Here is a 19,527-nt window from a genome sequence, read left to right on the forward strand (position 1 = left end):
TGGGTCCTGCCGGAAGCGGTGCCACAAAATCTGGTATTAAAACTAGAACAGGCACAGGGCGAGGGTCGGAAAGCACATCATAGTAACGTGCAACCGTTGGATCGGTTTTGCGCTGTTGAATGCAGCGATCGGTCTATTGCGCCTGAATTATTACGGTAAGGCGATCGGTCCGTGTCTCCGGACCTGACGCTAACGGAAAAGTTGATTGAATCTAGGGCAATACAGATGATTCAATTCACAATATGGCTGTCAATTGCAGCCGACATTGCAAACATCGGCGAATTCTTAATTGCGATATTTGGCGTAATGCTAATCGCAAAAAAGAGCGACTAGCCGAAATCATCACAGCGGACTGCAAAGACAGCAGCCGAGCTTAAACAATGAAACCCCGGCCCATTGGGCCGGGGCACTCTAGCGGCCTACCCGATAGGATCGCCACCCGTCACTTGAGAGGCAGCTTCAAAGCAAGCTGGTCCTGACTTCGCGGTTTGAGATAATCAGTTCCTTCGCGTCGGTCGCCCCGGACTGTGAAACCGTGTATTTCAAACTGACCGGCTCCAAATGGAACGCTGCGAAGCACTCACGGATCTCAGGTACATCGTTGATCGACAGAATGAACGCGCCCTTTATGTCCGACAGGGCGTCAGCCATGCGTTCATAGTCCGCACGCTCAAACATGTTTTTCCCATAGTCGTTTTCACCACCCCAATACGGCGGATCTAGGTAGAACAGCGTGCCCGCGCCATCCCAGCGCGACACAACCTCTTCCCACTGCAAGTTTTCGAACACGACACCGTCAAGGCGTTCGTGCGCCGCGTCCAATATCGGCTCCAGCTTTGCAAGACTGAAGCGAGGACTGTGGCCAGCAGAAACACCAAACACCGCACCTACTCGCCCACCGAAAGCGAGCCGCTGTAGATACAAGAAACGCGCTGCGCGCTCCAAGTCCGTTAGGGTTGCAGGTTCTGTTTTGCGCAGGCGCTCGAACTCGCGGCGGGATGCGACCTGAAACCGCATCACTTCCAAGAACTGCGGATAGTGGCGTTGCAGTATACGGAACAGGTTGGTGATTTCACCATTCAAGTCGTTGGCCACTTCGCAGGCGGGTTTCCATGTTCTCCGAAGAAAAACACCACCCATGCCCACAAACGGCTCGACATATGTGTCGTGTTTGATCCGGTCGATCCGATCAATAATCGCCTTGTGCAATACCTTCTTCCCTCCCAGCCACGGCGCAACCGGTGCGGCAGGTGAAACTTTTTGCATTGTCGTCATAGTTGATTCCAGAATAAGAAACGCCCGCTCTCGCGCGAGAGTCGGGCGACGTTTCTGGTGTTAGTGCGTCGGCGCAGCCGGATTGAAAACGTGGCTGCGTGGTTGCGGTGTTGGCGCACCGCACCCCCGCCCTTTGGCGAAGGCAGGAGACGCTAGATAATCGGCTCAGAGACAGTAGCACCTATTTGTGCCAATAACGCGGTTGGATCATCACCGACATAAGCGGTGATCTTGTCCGGTGAAGGCGCAGGCAACGGCAGTGGGTCGCCCGCATCATTAAAGGCTGGCTCAACGAAAACAAAGGACGTCTGCGCCATTGCCGCCTGTGCCAGATCAACGTCGTCGGGCACTCGGCCATCATCGACCAGTTGCGCCAAAATCGCGGAATTGGTCACTCCTGCAATCTGCACGTCTGTCCACATACCGGATGAAACAGCATAGGAATCACCGCCTTTTTTCCACGTCGCTGCGCGGTATGTATTCAGGTGGCCACACTTACCCAACAGCATGTGCACATGATTGGCGGGCGTCATGAGACCTTCACCAACAACAACGGTTATCCGCTTCATGATCCGGCCCCCGATTTCATTTCAAGGTATTGCTGCAACCGCGCAGTTTCCAGCGCGGAAAACGCGCGGTCTATGATGCCATAGGCATAGAGGCGCGCACTTCCCGGCAATGCTCTGTTGCCTGCCCCGATGGTCTGTGCGCCGTTGATCGTTACTCCGCCCTCATCCGCCCAAAACTCTGTGGCGTCCGATCCCAGATCCGGCAGGGTCACGGTCAGTTCATCGTCTATCTGATCGTCTGACAGATACCAAATATCACGCTGACCAGTTTCGGTAACGTCATACCTATCAACTCGCTTTTGGTAGGGCGTTATCGCAGTTCCGGCTTCATGTTGGGGATGCCAGATTTCAACCACACGCGCCGTTGAGCCCGCCCACGTACTGATGTTGAACGAGGTGGGTACGACACCCGAAATGGACGCACTGATTTGTTCCCAGCTTCCATTAAAAGAATGGGTGAACTCGCCGCCGCCGCTCAAGCGACAGCGGATTGTTTTACCGGCAACGCCTTTTATCCAAAGGCTCCCCGTATAATCACCCGACGGCAAGTTGAGCGCGTGCGTAAACACCTGGTTCGCCGCGCTGAACGTCGCGCGGGCTGCAGTCAGGGTGCCATCTGGCGCAGTCGTGGAGTTGACCTCAAGGGTATTGCTGCCTGATCCAGACCCACCAAACGTGAACCCTGAAAAATCCGCCGTGCCGTTGAGGTTCTGGCGCAACCCGCTGCCCGGGTGGCGCGCAATCGTAGGCCGATAATCGTCGTTTACTGACCGAACTGCATGATACTCGTTGCCGACATGGTTACCACCGCGCCCAACAGGGTGCCCCGGAGCGTTGGCCGCGATTGTACCCACCACATCCTGAAACATCGTCTGGTGATCCCAAGGCGCTAGGACAAAGCCATCTGCGCCCGAGAAAAGCGATTGCAGGAAAGGCGAATTGCTGCGAAGCCGACTGAAACCGACACGACCATCAAAGGGGCTACGCATGGTCCACCATGACCTTTGATGTCGGATGCCCTTTGCCATAGGCCCACACGCGATTGCCAGCGGCAGAAGAAATGTCATCCAGCGAGATATTGCGCTCACCAAAACCTTCTTCGTAGGCCCACCCCCGGCCCTCGGCGATGGGCTGTACGGATGTGGCCCGTAGGATCTCTATTTTTCCCGATAGCACCATGAAGGTCAGTTGAGACACGTCCGCGTTCGTCAACTCTTTGAGTTCTCCAAACTCAACTTCGACTAAGTCCTGTTCTCTTGCCATATCAGTTACTCACTTGTTGGGGGTTAGGTTTTTCTGGTGATCGGACGCCGAAACGCCTTGGCGATCTGTCCCGGCCAGCGCAGCGGGCTGTCAACCAGAACGGCGACGGCGAAGGCAAGGATGAGCCAGGCCGGATATTCATGCGTAACGACGGTTTCGATGCGCTCAGCCCGCACCTGACGTTCGGTGCGCTCCTGTCGCACATCGCCGGTGACATTTTTTACGGCCTGACGCCTGTCGGACTGCACGCCCTGCACGTTGTTCGCCCCGGCCTGCACATTGGCCGCGACGTTGGGACCGCCACCCGTCAGCAGGTTGAGCGCTTGCCCCGCCGTGCATGACGACAGGGCGGCACTCAGCAGCAGAACGCGACCAAACCGGGTCACACGAACACCCGCTGGGTCGCGCGCAGAATGGCATGCGCCAGTGCCCGCATTTCGTGCGGCTCATCGGTGGCCTGCTGGCCGTTCGGCGATGACCCGAAGAATGGTTCGATCAATGCCGCAGGGGCACGGCCGGAAATCAGGCTGGCAGACCCACGGCCCTTGCGGACGATCTTTTCGCCTCGATCCCTGAGACCCAGAGCGTCCAGCATTTCCTCTTGCAGCGCCTCAGCGAGCAGCAGAGACAGGCGGGAACCGCTGGACAGGGTTTCCGTCCCGGTGGCGTTCGGATTGTGGTGGCTGTTGAAGTGCAGTTCGATCACCGCATCTGCGCCCCACTCATCCGTTTTGCGGTACACGTCGCGGATTTCGCGCCCGTAGCTCGGACCCGGTTCGCGAAAGAACACCTGAACATTGATATCCGGGTAATGCTTGGCCAGCGACTGAATCAACAACGCCAGCGCCGAGTTCCAGACGAATTCCGTTTCCCCGGTATCAGGGCGCACAGCACCTTGGGCGCGGGCGTTGTGGCCCACGACAATTGCCAGCTTCATGGCAAGTTCCTTTCGATTTTGTGTGAGTTAGCTGCCCATGCGATAGGCGATGATCAGCAGCACCCAGACGGCGATGGAGATCAGAATCCGCGTGTTGCGATACCAGCGTTTGCGGGTCGCGCGCTTGAAGGATTGATACATCCGGGTCATTTGCTGGCCTTTGTGATCCAGCGCGTGAACCAATCCATGATCACGTCACGCAAATCCGTGAACACAGAATGCGCCGCCCAGCCGAAGCCGAAAGACACCAGCAACAGGACAGCGGGCGGATGCGCGCCCGCTTGCAGTTTCAGGTAGGACAGCAGGATTGGCCCGCCGAAGGTTCCAACAGTGATGTTGAACAGCAAGATCAAAAGGGCCTTTTTGGGTTGCCAGCCATCCAACTCAAGAACCGCCACCACCGCCCCGATGGTCGCCAGAATAAGGAATTCCCACGCTGAACCACGCGCCGCCAGCCATGAACCGGCCACAGCAAAAAAGCCCGCCGAAGCGGACCCGATCATTTCTAGTTTCATGTGACTACTCTCGTTAGGTTTTTGCTGTTTTTTTTATGATGCAAGATTGGGAAAATCGGCGGGCAACTGCCTGATGGAGTTGGATTGCCACATGATCCGACCTCACGCTTTCAGGTCGCCGACGAGGCTATACGTGTCACTTCCCTTGGGAACCAACGTCCCGGATGCGAACTGGCCAGCCAGTTTCAGGTTGCCGCCAAAGCTGTTTATCGTGACGCCGGATGCTGCAACCAGTTGCACGTCATTGGTGCCGATGTTTTCCAGCAGCAAAGGCTCTGTGCCGGTCAGGCCCGCCGGAACTGTGACCGACACCGCCCCTGACGTGCTGTCCACATCCTTGTAAACATTACCGGACAGCATCGCGTTGGACACATTGAAGCTACCGCTCTCGACGCTTCGACTGAGCGCAGACGACCCACCGACGGTTTTCTCAGGCTGAACTCCGTTATTCACGCCAATCACACGAGCAGTAGTCACCGAATCCGACTCAACACTATTCGTGTCCACGATCACACCGACTTCATCAATGTCGGAAATGCCCCCATCAGTAACCGTTGTTGTGTGCATCAATAGCCAGTAAAGCCCGTCATCTGACAGGTAGAATTTTAGAGCAGAACCAACACGCTCAAGCCTGTAGTATGTCCAAGCCCCACGGCGAGATATCAAACCTCGCGCGGACTCGCCTTTGAGAGTAACGGAACTTTCAAAGGTCCAATCGTTCCAGAGGATTTTGTAGAGGTTATTGTCAAATCGGATGACAAATGACGACATTTGATTATTGGAAGTGTCGCGGACATAAAGCCCGATAGAGTTGAACCCTTCATTGGGCTGGTTGGTTTTGATCACATACACTTTATCAAAATCACCAGAGACCGTTTCGCCAGCCCTAGCTTTGTGTTCATTTCCAGTGATCGTGATACGGTGAACCCCGTTATCATAACCATTGAAATCAACTGATTGTTCGTTGACCGCTGTAAGCCGACCCTCAGTAGGTGGCGTAAAGTCCGCGTAGCCCAGTTTCTCGGGCGTACCAGTTCCGGACCCGCCACCACCGCCACCGCCGCCAAGGGTATTTGCAAGCGCCTTCCGGCTTTCCCATTTGGAAATGGTCACGCTGTCTCCCGCCGCCTCATCCACGATCACATCACCATCAGACCCGCCAATGGTCATTTTGCCTGCGGTCAGAGCGGTGATTTCCGCGACAGCGATATTATTAGCGGCATTGCCGCCAAAACCCGAGACAACAACCCGGTCCCCGGAAACGAAACCAGCGGTCACAAAACCAGAGCCGGAATCGTTGAAACTGTTATCAGCCGCCGCTGCACTGATGGTCCCTGCCGTCATCGTTACTGTTGCTGATGCCTGAGAGACCTCAAGAAGTTCTTTTCCCGTTAGCGTATCCGCATTGGGCAATTGTGTAATCGTTGTCATTCCAGACTCCTCTTTTGGCCACCTTCGGTGGTCCGGTCTGCCCCCCCTTCGGTCGTGCGGGCGGTTGTCTTCATTTTGATTTTGGGAACCTGCCAGCTTTCGTAACTGCCCCGCTGGGATGCCACCTCAAACGTAAGATAGGCTGCTGACGCGGACGGTTCCGGGGCAACTGTCTGGCTGGTTGCGCTGCCCACATTGATGTCGATTAACGTTGAGATCAGAGCGTTTGCGGATGTGTATTCCCTGACGCGCACCTGATAGGTAACGCCCGCCTCCGGGCCGATGTTGCCATGGGTATGATCCTCGGGATCACCCGTGGTTTGGGCCGTGCGGTCCCGGTGCGCCCATGCCAAATCCACAGATCCGCCAAACAGCCGACCGTCTGTATATTCGCCATCGGCGGTGAACTTCCCCGGTGGATATGGTCGGATCGCCCGACTGGCAAAGGTGACTTGATCGGTTTCAGCATCGTCAATTTCAAGCACATCAGTTGATGTCTGGGGCCTAAGACGAATGTCGATAATCTCACTGGCCAGAAAACGGGTATCATCCGATTCCGCAACGCCATCCCAAAATATGACTTTTTGACCCGCAGCGTGTTGCTCAGGAACAGTGTCCAGGCACGCGCGCCCGAACGTAACCGTCACAAGCTGGCCGTTGACCTCAAACTTATCAACGCGCAGATATTCCGATCCGATCTGGCACAGCGAACCAGCCTCGATCCCACCCAATCCGTCCACGGCATCTATATCCGCGGTTAGATCATCAGCCGCGCGGGATAAACTTGTCTGAAGGGTTGCCACAGGCGCAAAATCGATCTGGTGGGCGTCAATCCAGTTCGCGCCGTTATCCGACGAAACCGTGACTTGCGCATCAACGTGGTTTCCGCTCGGCCTTTTACACGTCGCATGGAACTGTCCAAGGTCAGGTTCACGCTCAAGCTCACCGTCAATATCGCTTTGTCCGAATTCGCCGACCAAAACATAGTAAGGCATTTCTTCTACAAAGCGCGGACTGGACGGAAGAGCGCGCGTTTCAACAAACACTTCCTCTTCGTCCGCGACCAACGCCTCATTGACGATGGCCGATTTGTCCTGCGCAAAACGAACAAGCACCCGGTTATCGCGCCCATCGCTGTCTTCTGTGTGGGTTATTCGGATAACCGTGGGCTTGATACCCATTGCGGCGTCTGCAACGACAATTTCTGATCCGATATTGAGGTCTGCAGGCAAGTATTTTGCCCAGAACGCCCCGGTCATCAGCGGAGTTGTGCGCGCAACCAAATCACGTTGACAGACGCGCGAGCCGACCCCGTATTCCGAGATCCCGGGATAGTCTACTTCTTCGTTGTTGATCACGCCTGTAGCGCGAAGCGCAGCCAGATTTGTCAGTGTAACAGACCCATAGTCACCGCTGCTGCGCTTCGAATAGCGCACTGTGATTTGGTTCGGCAGTTCCCATTGTTCCGGGGTGCTGGCTTCCAGCCATTCGACAATGCCAATGCCGCCATCACCAAAACGCGGTAGGTTTTCGACGTCGAAATCATCGCGGACCAGCTTGATTTCCCACTTCCCGGTTTGGCGATCAACGTACACATAGCCATCAATGTGCCGCTCTATCTCTTGCTTGAAATCATCCCGCGTTTTGTCAGCATCCCACACAATAGAGAGCCCGAAGCCTTCATCGTACAGAGTGTCAGCAACCGCCCTGAAACTGTCGCCTATATCCGCAGCCGATCCACTCCCACCCGATGAAGTATCCACAATCAGATCGCGCAGAATGTGCGACGGATTCATGTCGACGTGGCTCAGGAAAGCACCGGACAAAGCGTCTTTGATGGCGCTTGGATTGCCGCCGCTTACAACGGGAACACCATCGCTAGATGTGTTATCCAGTTTGGCAGTATAGGTCGTGTCCGGTGTGTCAATGTTGAACGCATAGGTCTCAACACCCCCAATCGCCGCAAGCGTAGCTGCCGCGTCATCCGCCGACCCGATATTTGACGGCGCACCATCCGTCAGGAACAGCACAACCCGGCGCGGGACTTCTGTGACCGGGCCAGTGCCGGTCAATGCCTGGGAGATGCCGCCACCAAGATAGCCGGAATTCGACAGTGTCCGGCTTTCCGCAGCCGCAAAGAAACCTCCCGCCTGAGAAACCGCCGCGTCAAAATTGGTTCCGCCCTCAGCCGTCAACCCATTTACGAAAGCAATCAGAGCGTCATAGTCAGCGTCCCCAGCCTTCAAACGGCGTGTAGAGGCTTTTACAGACTCGGACCACGCCACGATTTCAACGCTGTTTCGCGACCCCTTGAGACCTTCCAGAAACGCCGATATCGCAGATTTAGCATTTTGCAGCCGCCCCCCATTCATCGAACCAGAAACGTCAATGGCGATATAAATCGAGTTATTCTCGGAAAAGAGCGACGGGCGGATATGCGATTTTTCCGGATACCAGTTGTCACCATGCGCCGCGATGCACTTTGCTTTGACCTTGATTTCCTTCAGGTACGGATTGTTGCCCAGATAGGGGCGACGAAACACCAAGGAAGCAACGCCGCGATAGGCCGGAATCAGAGCGCCAAAGAGCCTGACAAGATAGTTATTCCGCCCCTGTTGAGGGTTCCCATCCAACACATCCACAGCACCAGAAACGCCACCCTCTCGCTCTTCACCGCCGAACAACGTTGGCTTATTCATACGGATCTGGCCACCGCCAGAAATGGTGCCGCGCCAGCCAATGCGGTCCGCAAACTTCAGCCCAAGTATCTGGTCGATTTTCTGCGCCACAATGACGTGCAGTCCGAGGTGATACCGAAACCCGACCGTTTGCTTTTTCTTTCTACCGCCCACCGCGTGCCTCTCGTTCTATTGCAGCCCGCTCAAGGGCATCTATCCGGTCAAGCTGATCATCGGTTGCGCGCAACTTTGCCACGTCGATTCCGTTGCGCTTGAAATCGCGCCAATCCAGTCCGTGCGGTTCAAAAAAAACTGTTCTTGCGTCAGGGCATATTTTGCAGGTTCTGAAGTCGGCGAGCGTAATTGTCGTCATTTTTTCCCACCCTTCTTACGAATTGGTTCTACATAGAGATCGCCAAACCCGTGGACTTGCGGGCTTACCCATGCAGAGCCATAGATCTTTATGACGACCGCCCCCTCATCCGGATTTTGAATACTAAAGTCTTCAAGTGTTCCCGGCTTGGGTGATTGGTTTTTTGGACGAGGACTTAAAAAAGAACTGATGACAGAAAACAACGCAGCCAAAGCAAGCCGCCCGAGTATCTGCAGGAATGGCATTATGCGATACTCCTGCCATCAAACGGCGTTCCACCCATCGCGTGAAAACCGCCGTGGCTCAGAAGGTTGTTGAACTTGTCATTGCAGGTCTGCCGCAGCAGATTGCACCCCCGCGCAATCGAAACTGATGCAGATCCGTTTGCCGCAATTTCTTCGGCCAAGCCCGGAAGAGGTGCCAACAGCGTGAGACTTGACCCCGAATGCCCGGTGATCATCTGCTCATTACCATTAAAGGTCAGCAGACCGTAGGAGTACCAGCCGTTAGCCTGGTCACTTGCAACAGGAACCGTCAAAGCCACCCCTGAGACCGCTGAAACGGTGGCTGGCACGTTAAAATCAGCGATGTTTAACCCGCAGCCCTCTTTGTAGAGCGCGTGCCTACAGGGCCGCTGCATGACCGTCGACAAGCCGTTACGTCGAAATGCCGTAAAGATATCTTCACATTTAAACGTGATCTCTGTCCGGCTGGCATTTACACTTACCACACGCCCCCGGAATTTGGTTGCGCGCTCTTGGTCGGGGTCATTGGCGTAACCATGAAAAATCTGAACTGAGGTTTGCTGAACTCCGCGAGGCTCCAGAAACTTGCGCGCAAAGGTGTGGTTGCTGGGAAAACGCAATTCCAAATTTGCAGAACTGATCCGCTGCGTCTGCTTTATCCGGCTGTGCTTGACACCCTTTGTATGCGCCCACACCTGCGATGACGGGTCAGTGTACCCACCATCCAGCGTGGTCATAAACGCGACCTCAGAGCCAAGCTGAACCCGGTAGAGCCAATAAGGTCGCTTACCGCTTACCCTGCTCAAAAAATCTGCGTAGCTCATGCGGGCACCTCCCGAACAGGGCATTCCATGCGAGTTATGAAACCATCGGCCTGCCTGAACTCGACGCGGTCGGCATCCAACCGTACTTTCTTCATGAACGAGATTTCCGCCTTGAGAACATCCCGACCCAGAGGCGACAAAAAGAGCCTGTGATTGTCCCCGCTCGTGCCGACGGACGTTACTTTCCGAAAAATGAACTCACCATCATCGATCAGGATGTGCCGACCAACATAGTCCTGAATATTGGGCATGACCGGCCTGACAGTGATCGAGTTCGAAGCTGCCGAAACACCCTGCACCAAGCTAAGATCCTCCGCCCAGCTTGGAAGCCAAAACGCAGAATCGCGCCCCCTAACGGAAGAAAACCACTGCTTTCTTTTCCATCTGGTCTCTGGGGTCGCATCCTGAAAGCTGACAGTGCTGGTACTCTCAGGGAAATTACGCACGTCGACCGCAACCAGGCCACCAAACCCGCTATCCAGATACCTCGCAGCCTGCGCGACACCACCACCCAAGGGCGAGATTGAAACACTTGGGTCGGTCATGACCTGCAGCCCGCCATACAGCGGATACAAAACGGCCGGCGCACCCAATGCGTCCTGCACCTCAAAGGTGACGGAGAATTCAGTCAGCCCCTTGTAACGCCGCCTTTCGCGCAGCCCCCCGCGAATGAGAACCGTGCGGACTGGCGCTACCGCAATTGGCTCGCCACCCGACCCCGACAAATCCTGACCCACTGGATTCGAAAGCACCAACTCACCCGGATTGACCTGATCAACATCAAGGACTGAAAACACTGTCTCGCTTTGATGAGCGACCGCCAACGAAGATTGACGGTAATCTGCCGAGGTGTTCACCGAAATCGCGGTCGCAGCAGCAGGAATCGCCCCGTCCAGCAGGGTGCATTCCTGCCAAACCGGCAACAACCATTCGCCCAGAGGATTTGAACGATACAATTCCGTCGCTCTGGCGCGACCGGCATCATCCAGCAAAAACACGTATTCCAGTGTTTGCCGCATCTCCCCCAAGCTGTCCCGCATTTCACCTTCAGGGTCGAAACGAATGTCAGTCTTGTACGCGAGAACTTCCGACGAATTGACTTGCGGTACAAATGGCCAAAGATCAGCCATTTACGACACCCAAGTCTGAAAGCTTGTTAACAAGCAACCTCTCAAAAGGCTCCGTCTGCATGAAATCTCCGACGATGCCGGAATCAAACACGTTGACGATTTTCAAGGCACTGCCGCCCGTAACGCCGCCAATTTCATCGTTGGGTATCACCTGACTGCCGCGCGGCAGGTTTACCAGTTCCGGCCCCTTTTCCCCGACAACCGCCAGCCCACCAGGCGCAAAATTCGTACCCTCGGCAAAACCCGGTATTCCCGGCAAGATGGCCCTGACGATCGATGTTGCGGCTTGTTTGGCAAACAGGGACGCCAGACTTGAAGCAATGTCCGCCAGCGCCGACTTGATCGTTTTCGTACCCTCTAAGAGCCCCTGTATGGAACTCTCCAGACTTCCGGCCAGCGTCTCTTTCAGTGACTGCCCGAGGGTCTTGACTTCTTTCTTGGCCTCTTTGGCTTTTTTACCAACTTTGCCCACAGAGCCAGCAGTCTTGTCGGCGGTCTCAGCCACTTCATCAAAGGTGACTTCGCTGACTTCCTCCGCGCCCTCCGAAGTTTCGACCATCGCATCACGAAGCGCTTGAACTGATTTCAGGGGTCCACCTGACAAGGCGCTCATTGCATCGGCGGCAAGAGAAGCGGAATCTGCCATAGACCCTGCATTTGCAGCGGCATGCTGCATGGCACTGGCCCACGCTTGCACACCCATGGCGTCGATGGAAAACCCGGAACCTGCCATCTCCGCGATCTGGTTTACCGCAGGCGCAACCGTTCCAACAAAGTCGGCCCACTGCTGGGCCAGATAAGCCATTCCCTGCGCCCAAACCCCTTTGATGCGCCCGACCATAGCTGAGAACCGCAACCGAAGCGCCTGAGCGCCAAATCCAATCCGATCCCAAACCTCTTGCGCGACGTCTTTCAGAAGCGTCATAGCCTCCCCAAAACCGCCCGCAGCTTTGACCAATCGGGTGAAATGATAGATCAACTCGCCAGCAGCAACGATAAGCGCGCCGATCCCGGTTCGGATCAGCGCCCCTCTGAGCACCACCAGAGCGCCGGAAAGAAGCGTGACAGCGCGAACAGACGCAAGAAGCCCAACAACCAGCTTTCCGGCAAACAGCGCGGCGGCGGCGGCGGCATAGCTCGCAATGCGCCCGATGTTCTGGCCCAGCTTGTCCAGCAACTTGTTCGCAGCGCCACCTTCCCGAAACAACGCCGCAAACCCATCCGCGACCGCAACGATTGCCGGGGCGAGGGCTGCAGCCAACTGGTTTGCGGCACCCCGACCAATCAGACCGAGGCGCGACATGGCGTCGTTTGCCTTTTCGATGTTGTCGGCATCAATTTCGGACACACCAACGCCGAAATCGTCGATGTCCTTGATCGCCTGCTGCAGCGTGGCGGTATCCAGTCGGGCCATTGCAGCAAAGGCGCGGTCACCAAAAAGCTTGGCGCGAACCGCCGCTCTTTCCGCAGGCGGCACAAAATCTTCAATGGACTTGTTCACCACTGACATTCGTTGATCCAGCGGCAGATTCAGAAGCTCCGACGCATTCAGGCTCAGGCGCTTGAGTACCTTTTCCGCAGGACCACCGCCCGCCGCAGCCTCGGAAAGCCGTTTCGTCAAATCTCGGGAAGCCTGTTCAAGCTGCCCCATCGGAATTCCAGCCAGATCAGCCGCACGTGAAAGCACCTGAATGGACTTTGTAGACGTGCCAAGCGACTGGGCCATTTTTGATTGCGCATCAATCGCTGCAAAGGACTGCTTTGTCGCCACCGACAGGCCCGCAACAGCGGCAGTGCCGAATGTTGCCGCCGCTATGGCCAGTTTGCGACTGAACGATTTTAGGCGCATCTGCGCGCGGTCCATGCCCGCACGAAGCTCGGCAGTATCCAAGCCCAGCTTGACGCGAAGCTTTCCGACGTCTTTCATTCTGCACTACCCTGTTGTGAAACCCGCGCATGCCATTCCCTAGCAACCGCAAGCATTTGCTCAGGCGTCTGGGGCACATTCGCGGCTTTTTTCTTTGAGCCCACGAACTGATCGTGTGACGGGAATTTTCGGAGTCTGGGCATAGCGGCTACAAACCAACCCAAAGATTTTGCGAAGTCTCGGCGCCTGTTTTCGCCCAACTCAAAGCCTTCGATGCGAAACATGTATTCGCGGGGTGTGAGCCCCCAGAATGTCTCAGGGACAAATCCGCAGGCCACGTATTGCTTAAACAACGCGGGGACATCCAACGATTGTTGATCGTCCCCGTTGCTCAGTTTCCCGAGTTGGTTCCGACCACTGAACTGGCGTCGATCACCTTTTGCAGCACTTCACCCAAGGCATCGACGCCGATATAGTTGATCAGTTCACCGGCCATCGGTTCAGTCGCGTCAGGGTTGGCATCCAACATGGTTGCCCAGACAATGCGGCGAATGTCTTTCATACGCGGCGTCGGGGCGTCAATTTTCGTCAAAATAGTCTGGATGTCGGCGTCAAAAGCGTCTTCCAACTCACACATCGCGTTGAAGGTAAGAGCCAGTTCAACTGGCCCACTTTCAGCCTCGACGCGCACACGACCGGTTATCTTGTTGCCCAATGGTCCGCCCTCTTATGCGATTGTTGTTGAACCGCTGACCCGCACGGTCACGGTCGCGGTCATACGGTCATCAATCGGTGCCGTCGGCTCGAAACCTTTGATGTAGCCATTGAACGTCCAAGTGACGCCGTTAGGCCAGGTGATGCGATGATCACGCTTTTCACCGGACGCTTTCAGCCCCTGAATGATCGTGTCGGTGGCGTCGGAAGGAATCCAGTTGATGCCAAAGGTCATTTCACCCGGATCGGTCAGACCCTGAATGTACTCGCGCTTTTTGCCGGGGGATTTGTAATGTGTCGCCTCGACGTCGTCGGATTGCTCATTCGGCGGGGTAATTTCCATGACCTCAGCGATGTCCTGAAACGCACCGGGGTCTTGGCCATCGTGAATGGCATAAGCGGTATCATATCCCAAAAGGGCGTTTGTCATGATCCTGTCTCCTATGGTGGATTATGTTGGCGCTGGCACTCAGCTAGAGATGACCGGGGAACGCCGGGGAACGGAAACCTTCACGTCGAAGGTTACGATGCGGGCACCAAAAACGACGGCACCGCGTTCTTGGTGAATTCTGGCCCGGATCGGCCTGATCTCTCGGACCAAACCACCCAGCCTTTCACTTTCGGCTATCGTTTTTTCAACGATCTCCTGCATGTCATCCAGTTGGTCCAGAACGTCATGCGGCCCCTTGGCCTGCAGCATTACTTCCAACTGGTAATCCCGGCTGTCTTTGCCATGGGAAAATGGCGAAATCTCTTCGCCGCTGGGGAACAGATAAAGAGCGGGCAGCTTTTTCTCATCAACCCAGCTTCCGGCTGGCGGGTTCTTTATGACCGCTACGTCAGTGGCCACACCGCCTACGTCAACCTTGATGTCAGCGGATGAAAGCAGATCGCTTACCGCGTGACGGACGGCCTTTCCAACAAACATCAGATGCGCTCCAACTGAATTGTAACAAACCCGCGCGGGTCGGGACTGCCCGAGTCCATCGGAGCCAGACAGCGGTATTTTTCACCGTTTCCGGGGTCGACTTCGCCGTCAGGGATCAGCGGCGCTGCATCGTCGCGATGCGCGCGCAAGGTCGGGTAAGGCGCAATCGTTTCCACCCCATTTTCTGCAAGCACCGGAATATCGGCATCGCGGAAAACAGCTTGGATTTCCGTCTGAGCGCCCCCGGAAGGGCGCACCAGAACCGGGTCACCGAACGTCCCTGTGAAAAGTTCGGTGAACCCATCAAAAAGCCGCGTCACACCGCAGCCGCTGGCATTGCGCCGTTCAGCCGAACCAACCCCGAACCGCTGGGGTTGCCAGCCTCCGCGACGGCGGTTCCGATATGGATGTTTCCGGCTGTGGTTGCCGTAGTGCACAGCTTGGTTGAGTTGTTGAAGTAGATCGGGTCGCCGACCGACCACGCCTGCGCGCTGGTTTTCGGAAGATCAAAAACACCCTCGGTCACCAGCGAAACGACTTCGCCAGCTTTGGCGTCCGCCTGCGCGACACCAAACAACATGCCGATTTTTACACCAGCGCCGCTGACCACGTCTGCCGCTGCCAGTACGGTGATCACCGTACCTGTTTGAATCATGTTCTTCATGGATAACTCCGTTGATTTACCAGAAGACGGAATGCCCCCCGGAAAAGACGAAGGGCGGCACAATGGCCGCCCCTTCGTCACATTAATTTTTCAGACCAGCTTAGCCGCCGTTTTTGTAAACCGCCTGCTCTGCCAGCGCGGTGGCGGCGGCATCGATGCGAACCTTGAATTCGGTCCCGTCGACACTCCAGCCTTCCTGCTGCTCAAGGAACGGCGTGTCGACACCGTCCAAATAGCTGACTTCGATGGTGTCGTGCATGTTGGGATCACCCAACAGGAACCACGCGTCACCCGCGACACGCGCATCAAACAGCGGTTCTGCCGCATCGCGCACAGTGTTGAAGGCGCGCGGCTGTTTGGTCGCCCCGGCCTTGGCTGTATCGTCGGGCGAATGCTCGGAATTCAGCGACTGCAGCGTCGACGAACGATGTTTGGGCGGTGCCAGCAGGAACTTCGGTGCGATGTTCAGCTTGACTTTCGTATCACCGCGCGGCGTCTGGTTGGCCATTGCGGTGATACCGGCATTGATCGAAGCCTCGGACGGAACACCACCAGCCGTAGCAAGGTTGCCGTGACCTGTATGGAACAGCGCTTTTCCATCGGACATTTTCGGATTGGTGTTCAGGATTGCAAACACCAGATCACCGACAGTGCGCCGCGCCGCGCGCCCCATGCGGGCGGGAATTTTTGTGAAGGCGTCGAGATCATCGTTGATGATGGTCTGGCGGGTGATCGAAAACAACTTGCCATAAGTGGCCAGTATTGCCGTTTCGGCGTGATCACCCATCTTGCCGTATTGGAACTCAGCACCTTCGCCCACCTTGTCCAAAGACGGGAAATGATCCAGCCCGACGCGGGTGGTCGGTTTGAAGTCACCCAAAGTTCCGACCGACGTGAATTGGTCGAAGATTTCCGGCGCTTCGACAAATCCTTTCAACATCGACTTTTCGGCGACGTTGGACAGGATATTGGTGAAGTCACTGGTGCTGTGCATACCGCCAGACGCAGCAACCGGAGAAAATGCCGCCGCAGCCAGCGTCATGACTCCACCCGATGAAATGACGATACCCTGCGCCTGAAGCGAATAGCGCGCCATTTCCCGCAGGCTCATCGATGTGAACTCGTTTTGCTCACCACCTTCAAGGTTCGCTTTGGCCAGGATCGCTTTTGTCATCCCTTCGGTCGTGCGATCACGAACATCACCAGTGACACGCGCAGGGGCCGAGTTCAGAATATCGCCGCCATCGTTCGCAGACGCCGCTTTTTTGTCGAGAATCTTCTCATAGGCATCCGCCAGAGGCACGCCATCCGAAATCAGTTCCTGAGCAAAGGATGCGGGCAAGCCAGCTTTGGCCACCTTTTCAGTGATCTTGGCCGCGCGGTTCCGCTCTTCTGCTGCAGCGTCTTGTGCAGTTTGCGTGGTAGCCCCCGGCTTGGGTGCATCCACATTGGTTTCCGGCTGCACCATGGCCACCGGGGTTTGATCGTTGCCGCTCATGACAACCTCCTTTTGGATGGGGGACTTTGCCCCGGTTTTGCAGCCGGAGCTGCTCGAAAGTAGTAAAGCCGCTTCACACTGTCGTTGGATCGCGCGCGCGGCCTGTGGCGAATTCAATGCCTCCGACACTGCGCCAGCCGTCGGCATGTTCACGGATATCGCTTGCGTCGAAGCAGCCTGCGGCACCGCAGCCGTTGGGACCGGGTTCAGCGATGCCACCAGCGCCTTGAACGCAACGCGCGCCTCTGCGACCTGGTCCGCAAGACCGGCTTTCACTGCCGCGTCACCGCGCAGCACGCGTGCTTGAAGCTTCAGGGCACCTTCGGCTGAAATCTTGCCTTTGCGGCCCTCAGCAACTTCATTGGCAAACTGCACCCACATTTCATCGCCGGAATCCTGAAGTTCCTTGTGAACATGTTCGGGCAATGGCTCGAAGGGGTTGCCGTCAACTTTGTGGGCACCGGAATGAACCAGAGTGACCTTCACCCCTTGGTTCGCCAGCATCTCCGAATGGTCGACATGCATGCAGACAACACCGATCGATCCGGCTTCGCCGTAGGGTGGTATCGTGACGGTGTCCGCCTGAGAGGCAATCCCGTAGGCTGCGGAAAGCGCGTACTCTGCAAGGAAGGCATGCACCGGCTTTGATTGGCGCGCTTCCCTGATCTGAGCGCACAGGTCAAACATGCCCGCCGCCTCACCACCGAAACTGTCGATCTCCAAAGCGATGGCGCGCACCTCGTCATCTTCAGCCGCCGCGCGGATCTGCGCGCTCAAACCTTCGTAACTGGTCGTTCCGGAACTTTCGCCAACATACGATCCGCGCCGCACCAACGTGCCCGACACACTGATGACCGCGACACCCATAATATTGGAGTATCCATCGCCACGCTTTTTCACGGAACGGTACAACTCATCACCAACCATCGACGCCGCAAGCGGACGGCGGACGGTCAACGCTGTTGCATCGCCCTCAACGGCGTTAGCGACCTCAAGCGTCCCTTCGGACATCCCAAGGAACCGCTGCCCCATCTGCTGCGCAATCACTGTCGCTTTGCGCGCATCCAAAAACAGCGGCGTATTGAAAGCCCGCGATGCGATATTCACCATTTCACCCGGTTTCATTTTTGTCTCCCTTGTCCGAACTCGCACCCGCTTTGGCACCGGAGTTGCTGGTTAAAACGATTGAATTTTCGGCTTCCCACTGGCGCTCTTCCGCGATTTCCGCCTCTACGCGCGTCGGATCTTCCCCCGCCTCTCGAATGGCTTGACGGCGCGACTTCTGACCCGACTGCACCGCAGTCACGTTTGCTGGATAGTCTTTTGTAGGATCGACAACAGGCCGCGCCGGTGGGGTCCAAGAAAGCTCGTATTCGTCGGGCGAAACATCAGCGATGTCGTCAATCGCCTCTTCAATCCAGCCGCCAATGCCATGGCAAATCTGCGCAATCATCAAGTTTTGCTGCCAGTCGCGCACATTCGGGTCGGTATCCATCCGGCCCATCCGGGCAGAGGAATAGTTCACCCCGGTGTAGTCACCCGTATAGCCTTCATAGGTCAGACCGACGCCCGCTGCGATCACGCGATCCGTGACGCGCATGAATGCCTCATAACCATCCACCTCCGGAGGGTCGGTGAAGGTCATCGTTTCATCAGAGCCGATTTCCAAAAGCGCACCGGGGGACAATTCCGCCATGTCTTTTTCGATTTCGGTGCTGTGCGAGCTGCTTTGGAATACAGCCGCGAACATCGCTGCGATCTCTTGGCGCTTAACTTGGCCGTCCTGATACTTCTGCAACTCGTGCAACAGCGTGATCACCGGCGCAAACCAACTCACCCCACGCTGCTGGCCAGGTCGATCAACGGCAAAAGCATGGATGATGTTTCGCGCATCCACTCGGGAAGAACTCTGCATCAAGTGCTGGTTGCTGCCCGGATGCGCACGATAGAGGTGATAGGCTACCCGCTGACCAATCCTGTTGAACTCGATCCCCTGAACGGCAGTGTTTCCGTTCGAAAGGCGACCGTCGACGCGTTTGTCCAGAAAGTCCGCCTCAAGAACCTGCACCTGAAAGTTCAGCGGAAAGCCATCGGAAATCTTGCGCATCCGCCTGCGCAGCAAAACCTCTCCGTCAGCGACGATGGACCCAAAAGATAAGCCCTGCTGACCAAACAGATTCAAAAGCCCATCGGCATCAAAAGCCTTGGTTTCGCAATGCGCCCGAATGAGCTTTTCAACCTTTGCTCGGCGTTTCTTCCCCGCCTCGCCTTCGGCCCCTAGCCACTGAATGGACGGGCGAATGCCAGCGCCAACAACCACGTTTCGCAACTGACGGCGCACTTTGACCGCGCGCGGATTGTTGCGGATCATATCGCGGGCAATAAAGCTCATCCGCGTGGCGTCGTAGCGAATTGCCTCGACAGCGTCGGATGAGTTTATCCGGAAGTCCTTACCGCGAGATCCGCGACCGGCACCTTGATAGCCGCCCATAGATGCCAGCATGCGGCGCTGTACCATGGCTTTGTCTCGGGACAAGGCGAGAGACGGCGCGACCGGTTCAATCAGGCGCGTCAACAGGCGGGCTAACCGCCCGTCAGGTTTCTGATTGCTCAAGA

At 56.3% G+C, this 19,527-nt stretch carries 21 protein-coding genes; all 21 read right to left on the bottom strand.

All coding sequences use genetic code 11. The annotated features are described in order from the left end of the window. Window positions 1–459 precede the first annotated feature (459 nt). Entirely contained in the window at window positions 460–1,266 is an 807-nt protein-coding gene (locus MHN28_RS14310; RefSeq protein ID WP_239343068.1) for a DNA adenine methylase, read from the bottom strand. 161 nt (window positions 1,267–1,427) lie between these two features. Beyond that, on the bottom strand, window positions 1,428–1,844 hold the full coding sequence (locus tag MHN28_RS14315) for a hypothetical protein (protein WP_239342429.1): 417 nt from the start codon (window positions 1,842–1,844) through the stop codon (window positions 1,428–1,430). Continuing rightward, entirely contained in the window at window positions 1,841–2,833 is a 993-nt protein-coding gene (locus MHN28_RS14320; protein WP_239342432.1) for a hypothetical protein, read from the bottom strand. The genes MHN28_RS14315 and MHN28_RS14320 overlap by 4 nt, the downstream gene beginning before the upstream one ends. Then, window positions 2,826–3,107, bottom strand: coding sequence for a hypothetical protein (locus MHN28_RS14325; protein ID WP_239342435.1), 282 nt, complete (start codon window positions 3,105–3,107; stop codon window positions 2,826–2,828). Before MHN28_RS14325 ends, MHN28_RS14320 begins: the two co-directional genes overlap by 8 nt. Before the next feature lie 23 nt (window positions 3,108–3,130). Further along, entirely contained in the window at window positions 3,131–3,493 is a 363-nt protein-coding gene (locus MHN28_RS14330) for a bacteriophage spanin2 family protein (protein WP_239342438.1), read from the bottom strand. After that, entirely contained in the window at window positions 3,490–4,044 is a 555-nt protein-coding gene (locus MHN28_RS14335; RefSeq protein ID WP_239342457.1) for an N-acetylmuramoyl-L-alanine amidase, read from the bottom strand. Before MHN28_RS14335 ends, MHN28_RS14330 begins: the two co-directional genes overlap by 4 nt. A gap of 27 nt (window positions 4,045–4,071) precedes the next feature. Beyond that, complete coding sequence (locus MHN28_RS24850; protein ID WP_255733070.1) at window positions 4,072–4,194, bottom strand: hypothetical protein; 123 nt, start codon at window positions 4,192–4,194, stop codon at window positions 4,072–4,074. Further along, window positions 4,191–4,559, bottom strand: a complete 369-nt coding sequence (locus tag MHN28_RS14340) for a hypothetical protein (RefSeq protein WP_239342460.1) — start codon at window positions 4,557–4,559, stop codon at window positions 4,191–4,193. The genes MHN28_RS24850 and MHN28_RS14340 overlap by 4 nt, the downstream gene beginning before the upstream one ends. 102 nt (window positions 4,560–4,661) lie before the next feature. Continuing rightward, a complete protein-coding gene (locus MHN28_RS14345; protein WP_239342463.1) occupies window positions 4,662–5,990 on the bottom strand; it encodes a hypothetical protein in 1,329 nt (442 codons plus the stop codon). Then, window positions 5,987–8,842 carry a vWA domain-containing protein gene (locus tag MHN28_RS14350; protein WP_239342466.1) on the bottom strand — a complete coding sequence of 952 codons (2,856 nt, stop codon included), beginning with the start codon at window positions 8,840–8,842 and terminating at the stop codon, window positions 5,987–5,989. The genes MHN28_RS14345 and MHN28_RS14350 overlap by 4 nt, the downstream gene beginning before the upstream one ends. A 195-nt stretch (window positions 8,843–9,037) precedes the next feature. Next, window positions 9,038–9,286, bottom strand: coding sequence for a hypothetical protein (locus MHN28_RS14355; RefSeq protein ID WP_239342469.1), 249 nt, complete (start codon window positions 9,284–9,286; stop codon window positions 9,038–9,040). Then, a complete protein-coding gene (locus MHN28_RS14360) occupies window positions 9,286–10,110 on the bottom strand; it encodes a DUF2163 domain-containing protein (protein WP_239342472.1) in 825 nt (274 codons plus the stop codon). The genes MHN28_RS14355 and MHN28_RS14360 overlap by 1 nt, the downstream gene beginning before the upstream one ends. After that, window positions 10,107–11,240, bottom strand: coding sequence for a hypothetical protein (locus MHN28_RS14365; RefSeq protein ID WP_239342475.1), 1,134 nt, complete (start codon window positions 11,238–11,240; stop codon window positions 10,107–10,109). Before MHN28_RS14365 ends, MHN28_RS14360 begins: the two co-directional genes overlap by 4 nt. Then, window positions 11,233–13,167: a hypothetical protein gene (locus tag MHN28_RS14370; protein ID WP_239342478.1), complete on the bottom strand. Its 1,935-nt coding sequence runs from the start codon at window positions 13,165–13,167 to the stop codon at window positions 11,233–11,235. The genes MHN28_RS14365 and MHN28_RS14370 overlap by 8 nt, the downstream gene beginning before the upstream one ends. Window positions 13,168–13,498: 331 nt before the next feature. Further along, on the bottom strand, window positions 13,499–13,822 hold the full coding sequence (locus tag MHN28_RS14375) for a GTA-gp10 family protein (protein WP_239342481.1): 324 nt from the start codon (window positions 13,820–13,822) through the stop codon (window positions 13,499–13,501). A gap of 12 nt (window positions 13,823–13,834) precedes the next feature. Beyond that, window positions 13,835–14,251, bottom strand: a complete 417-nt coding sequence (locus MHN28_RS14380; RefSeq protein ID WP_239342494.1) for a phage tail tube protein — start codon at window positions 14,249–14,251, stop codon at window positions 13,835–13,837. Window positions 14,252–14,290: 39 nt separating this feature from the next. Further along, complete coding sequence (locus MHN28_RS14385) at window positions 14,291–14,749, bottom strand: hypothetical protein (protein WP_239342497.1); 459 nt, start codon at window positions 14,747–14,749, stop codon at window positions 14,291–14,293. Continuing rightward, window positions 14,749–15,069, bottom strand: coding sequence for a hypothetical protein (locus tag MHN28_RS14390; protein ID WP_239342531.1), 321 nt, complete (start codon window positions 15,067–15,069; stop codon window positions 14,749–14,751). The genes MHN28_RS14385 and MHN28_RS14390 overlap by 1 nt, the downstream gene beginning before the upstream one ends. Then, window positions 15,066–15,413 (bottom strand): DUF2190 family protein, encoded by a 348-nt coding sequence (locus MHN28_RS14395; RefSeq protein ID WP_239342534.1) that lies wholly within the window; start codon window positions 15,411–15,413, stop codon window positions 15,066–15,068. The genes MHN28_RS14390 and MHN28_RS14395 overlap by 4 nt, the downstream gene beginning before the upstream one ends. A gap of 100 nt (window positions 15,414–15,513) precedes the next feature. Beyond that, complete coding sequence (locus MHN28_RS14400; protein WP_239342537.1) at window positions 15,514–18,036, bottom strand: S49 family peptidase; 2,523 nt, start codon at window positions 18,034–18,036, stop codon at window positions 15,514–15,516. Continuing rightward, a complete protein-coding gene (locus tag MHN28_RS14405; RefSeq protein ID WP_239342540.1) occupies window positions 18,023–19,525 on the bottom strand; it encodes a phage portal protein in 1,503 nt (500 codons plus the stop codon). Before MHN28_RS14405 ends, MHN28_RS14400 begins: the two co-directional genes overlap by 14 nt. Window positions 19,526–19,527 lie beyond the last annotated feature (2 nt).

The sequence above is a fragment of the Ruegeria sp. Ofav3-42 genome, from assembly GCF_022347725.1.
Taxonomy (GTDB): Bacteria; Pseudomonadota; Alphaproteobacteria; order Rhodobacterales; family Rhodobacteraceae; genus Ruegeria.

What these genes read in the sequence shown, in the direction of transcription:
- MHN28_RS14395 (WP_239342534.1), bottom strand. Translation starts at nt 15,413, where the DNA reads ATGAAGAACATGATTCAAACAGGTACGGTGATCACCGTACTGGCAGCG.
- MHN28_RS14360 (WP_239342472.1), bottom strand. Translation starts at nt 10,110, where the DNA reads ATGAGCTACGCAGATTTTTTGAGCAGGGTAAGCGGTAAGCGACCTTAT.
- MHN28_RS14325 (WP_239342435.1), bottom strand. Translation starts at nt 3,107, where the DNA reads ATGGCAAGAGAACAGGACTTAGTCGAAGTTGAGTTTGGAGAACTCAAA.
- MHN28_RS14380 (WP_239342494.1), bottom strand. Translation starts at nt 14,251, where the DNA reads ATGACAAACGCCCTTTTGGGATATGATACCGCTTATGCCATTCACGAT.
- MHN28_RS14400 (WP_239342537.1), bottom strand. Translation starts at nt 18,036, where the DNA reads ATGAAACCGGGTGAAATGGTGAATATCGCATCGCGGGCTTTCAATACG.
- MHN28_RS14315 (WP_239342429.1), bottom strand. Translation starts at nt 1,844, where the DNA reads ATGAAGCGGATAACCGTTGTTGTTGGTGAAGGTCTCATGACGCCCGCC.
- MHN28_RS14370 (WP_239342478.1), bottom strand. Translation starts at nt 13,167, where the DNA reads ATGAAAGACGTCGGAAAGCTTCGCGTCAAGCTGGGCTTGGATACTGCC.
- MHN28_RS14310 (WP_239343068.1), bottom strand. Translation starts at nt 1,266, where the DNA reads ATGCAAAAAGTTTCACCTGCCGCACCGGTTGCGCCGTGGCTGGGAGGG.
- MHN28_RS14335 (WP_239342457.1), bottom strand. Translation starts at nt 4,044, where the DNA reads ATGAAGCTGGCAATTGTCGTGGGCCACAACGCCCGCGCCCAAGGTGCT.
- MHN28_RS14340 (WP_239342460.1), bottom strand. Translation starts at nt 4,559, where the DNA reads ATGAAACTAGAAATGATCGGGTCCGCTTCGGCGGGCTTTTTTGCTGTG.
- MHN28_RS14345 (WP_239342463.1), bottom strand. Translation starts at nt 5,990, where the DNA reads ATGACAACGATTACACAATTGCCCAATGCGGATACGCTAACGGGAAAA.
- MHN28_RS14320 (WP_239342432.1), bottom strand. Translation starts at nt 2,833, where the DNA reads ATGCGTAGCCCCTTTGATGGTCGTGTCGGTTTCAGTCGGCTTCGCAGC.
- MHN28_RS14385 (WP_239342497.1), bottom strand. Translation starts at nt 14,749, where the DNA reads ATGTTTGTTGGAAAGGCCGTCCGTCACGCGGTAAGCGATCTGCTTTCA.
- MHN28_RS24850 (WP_255733070.1), bottom strand. Translation starts at nt 4,194, where the DNA reads ATGACCCGGATGTATCAATCCTTCAAGCGCGCGACCCGCAAACGCTGG.
- MHN28_RS14355 (WP_239342469.1), bottom strand. Translation starts at nt 9,286, where the DNA reads ATGCCATTCCTGCAGATACTCGGGCGGCTTGCTTTGGCTGCGTTGTTT.
- MHN28_RS14365 (WP_239342475.1), bottom strand. Translation starts at nt 11,240, where the DNA reads ATGGCTGATCTTTGGCCATTTGTACCGCAAGTCAATTCGTCGGAAGTT.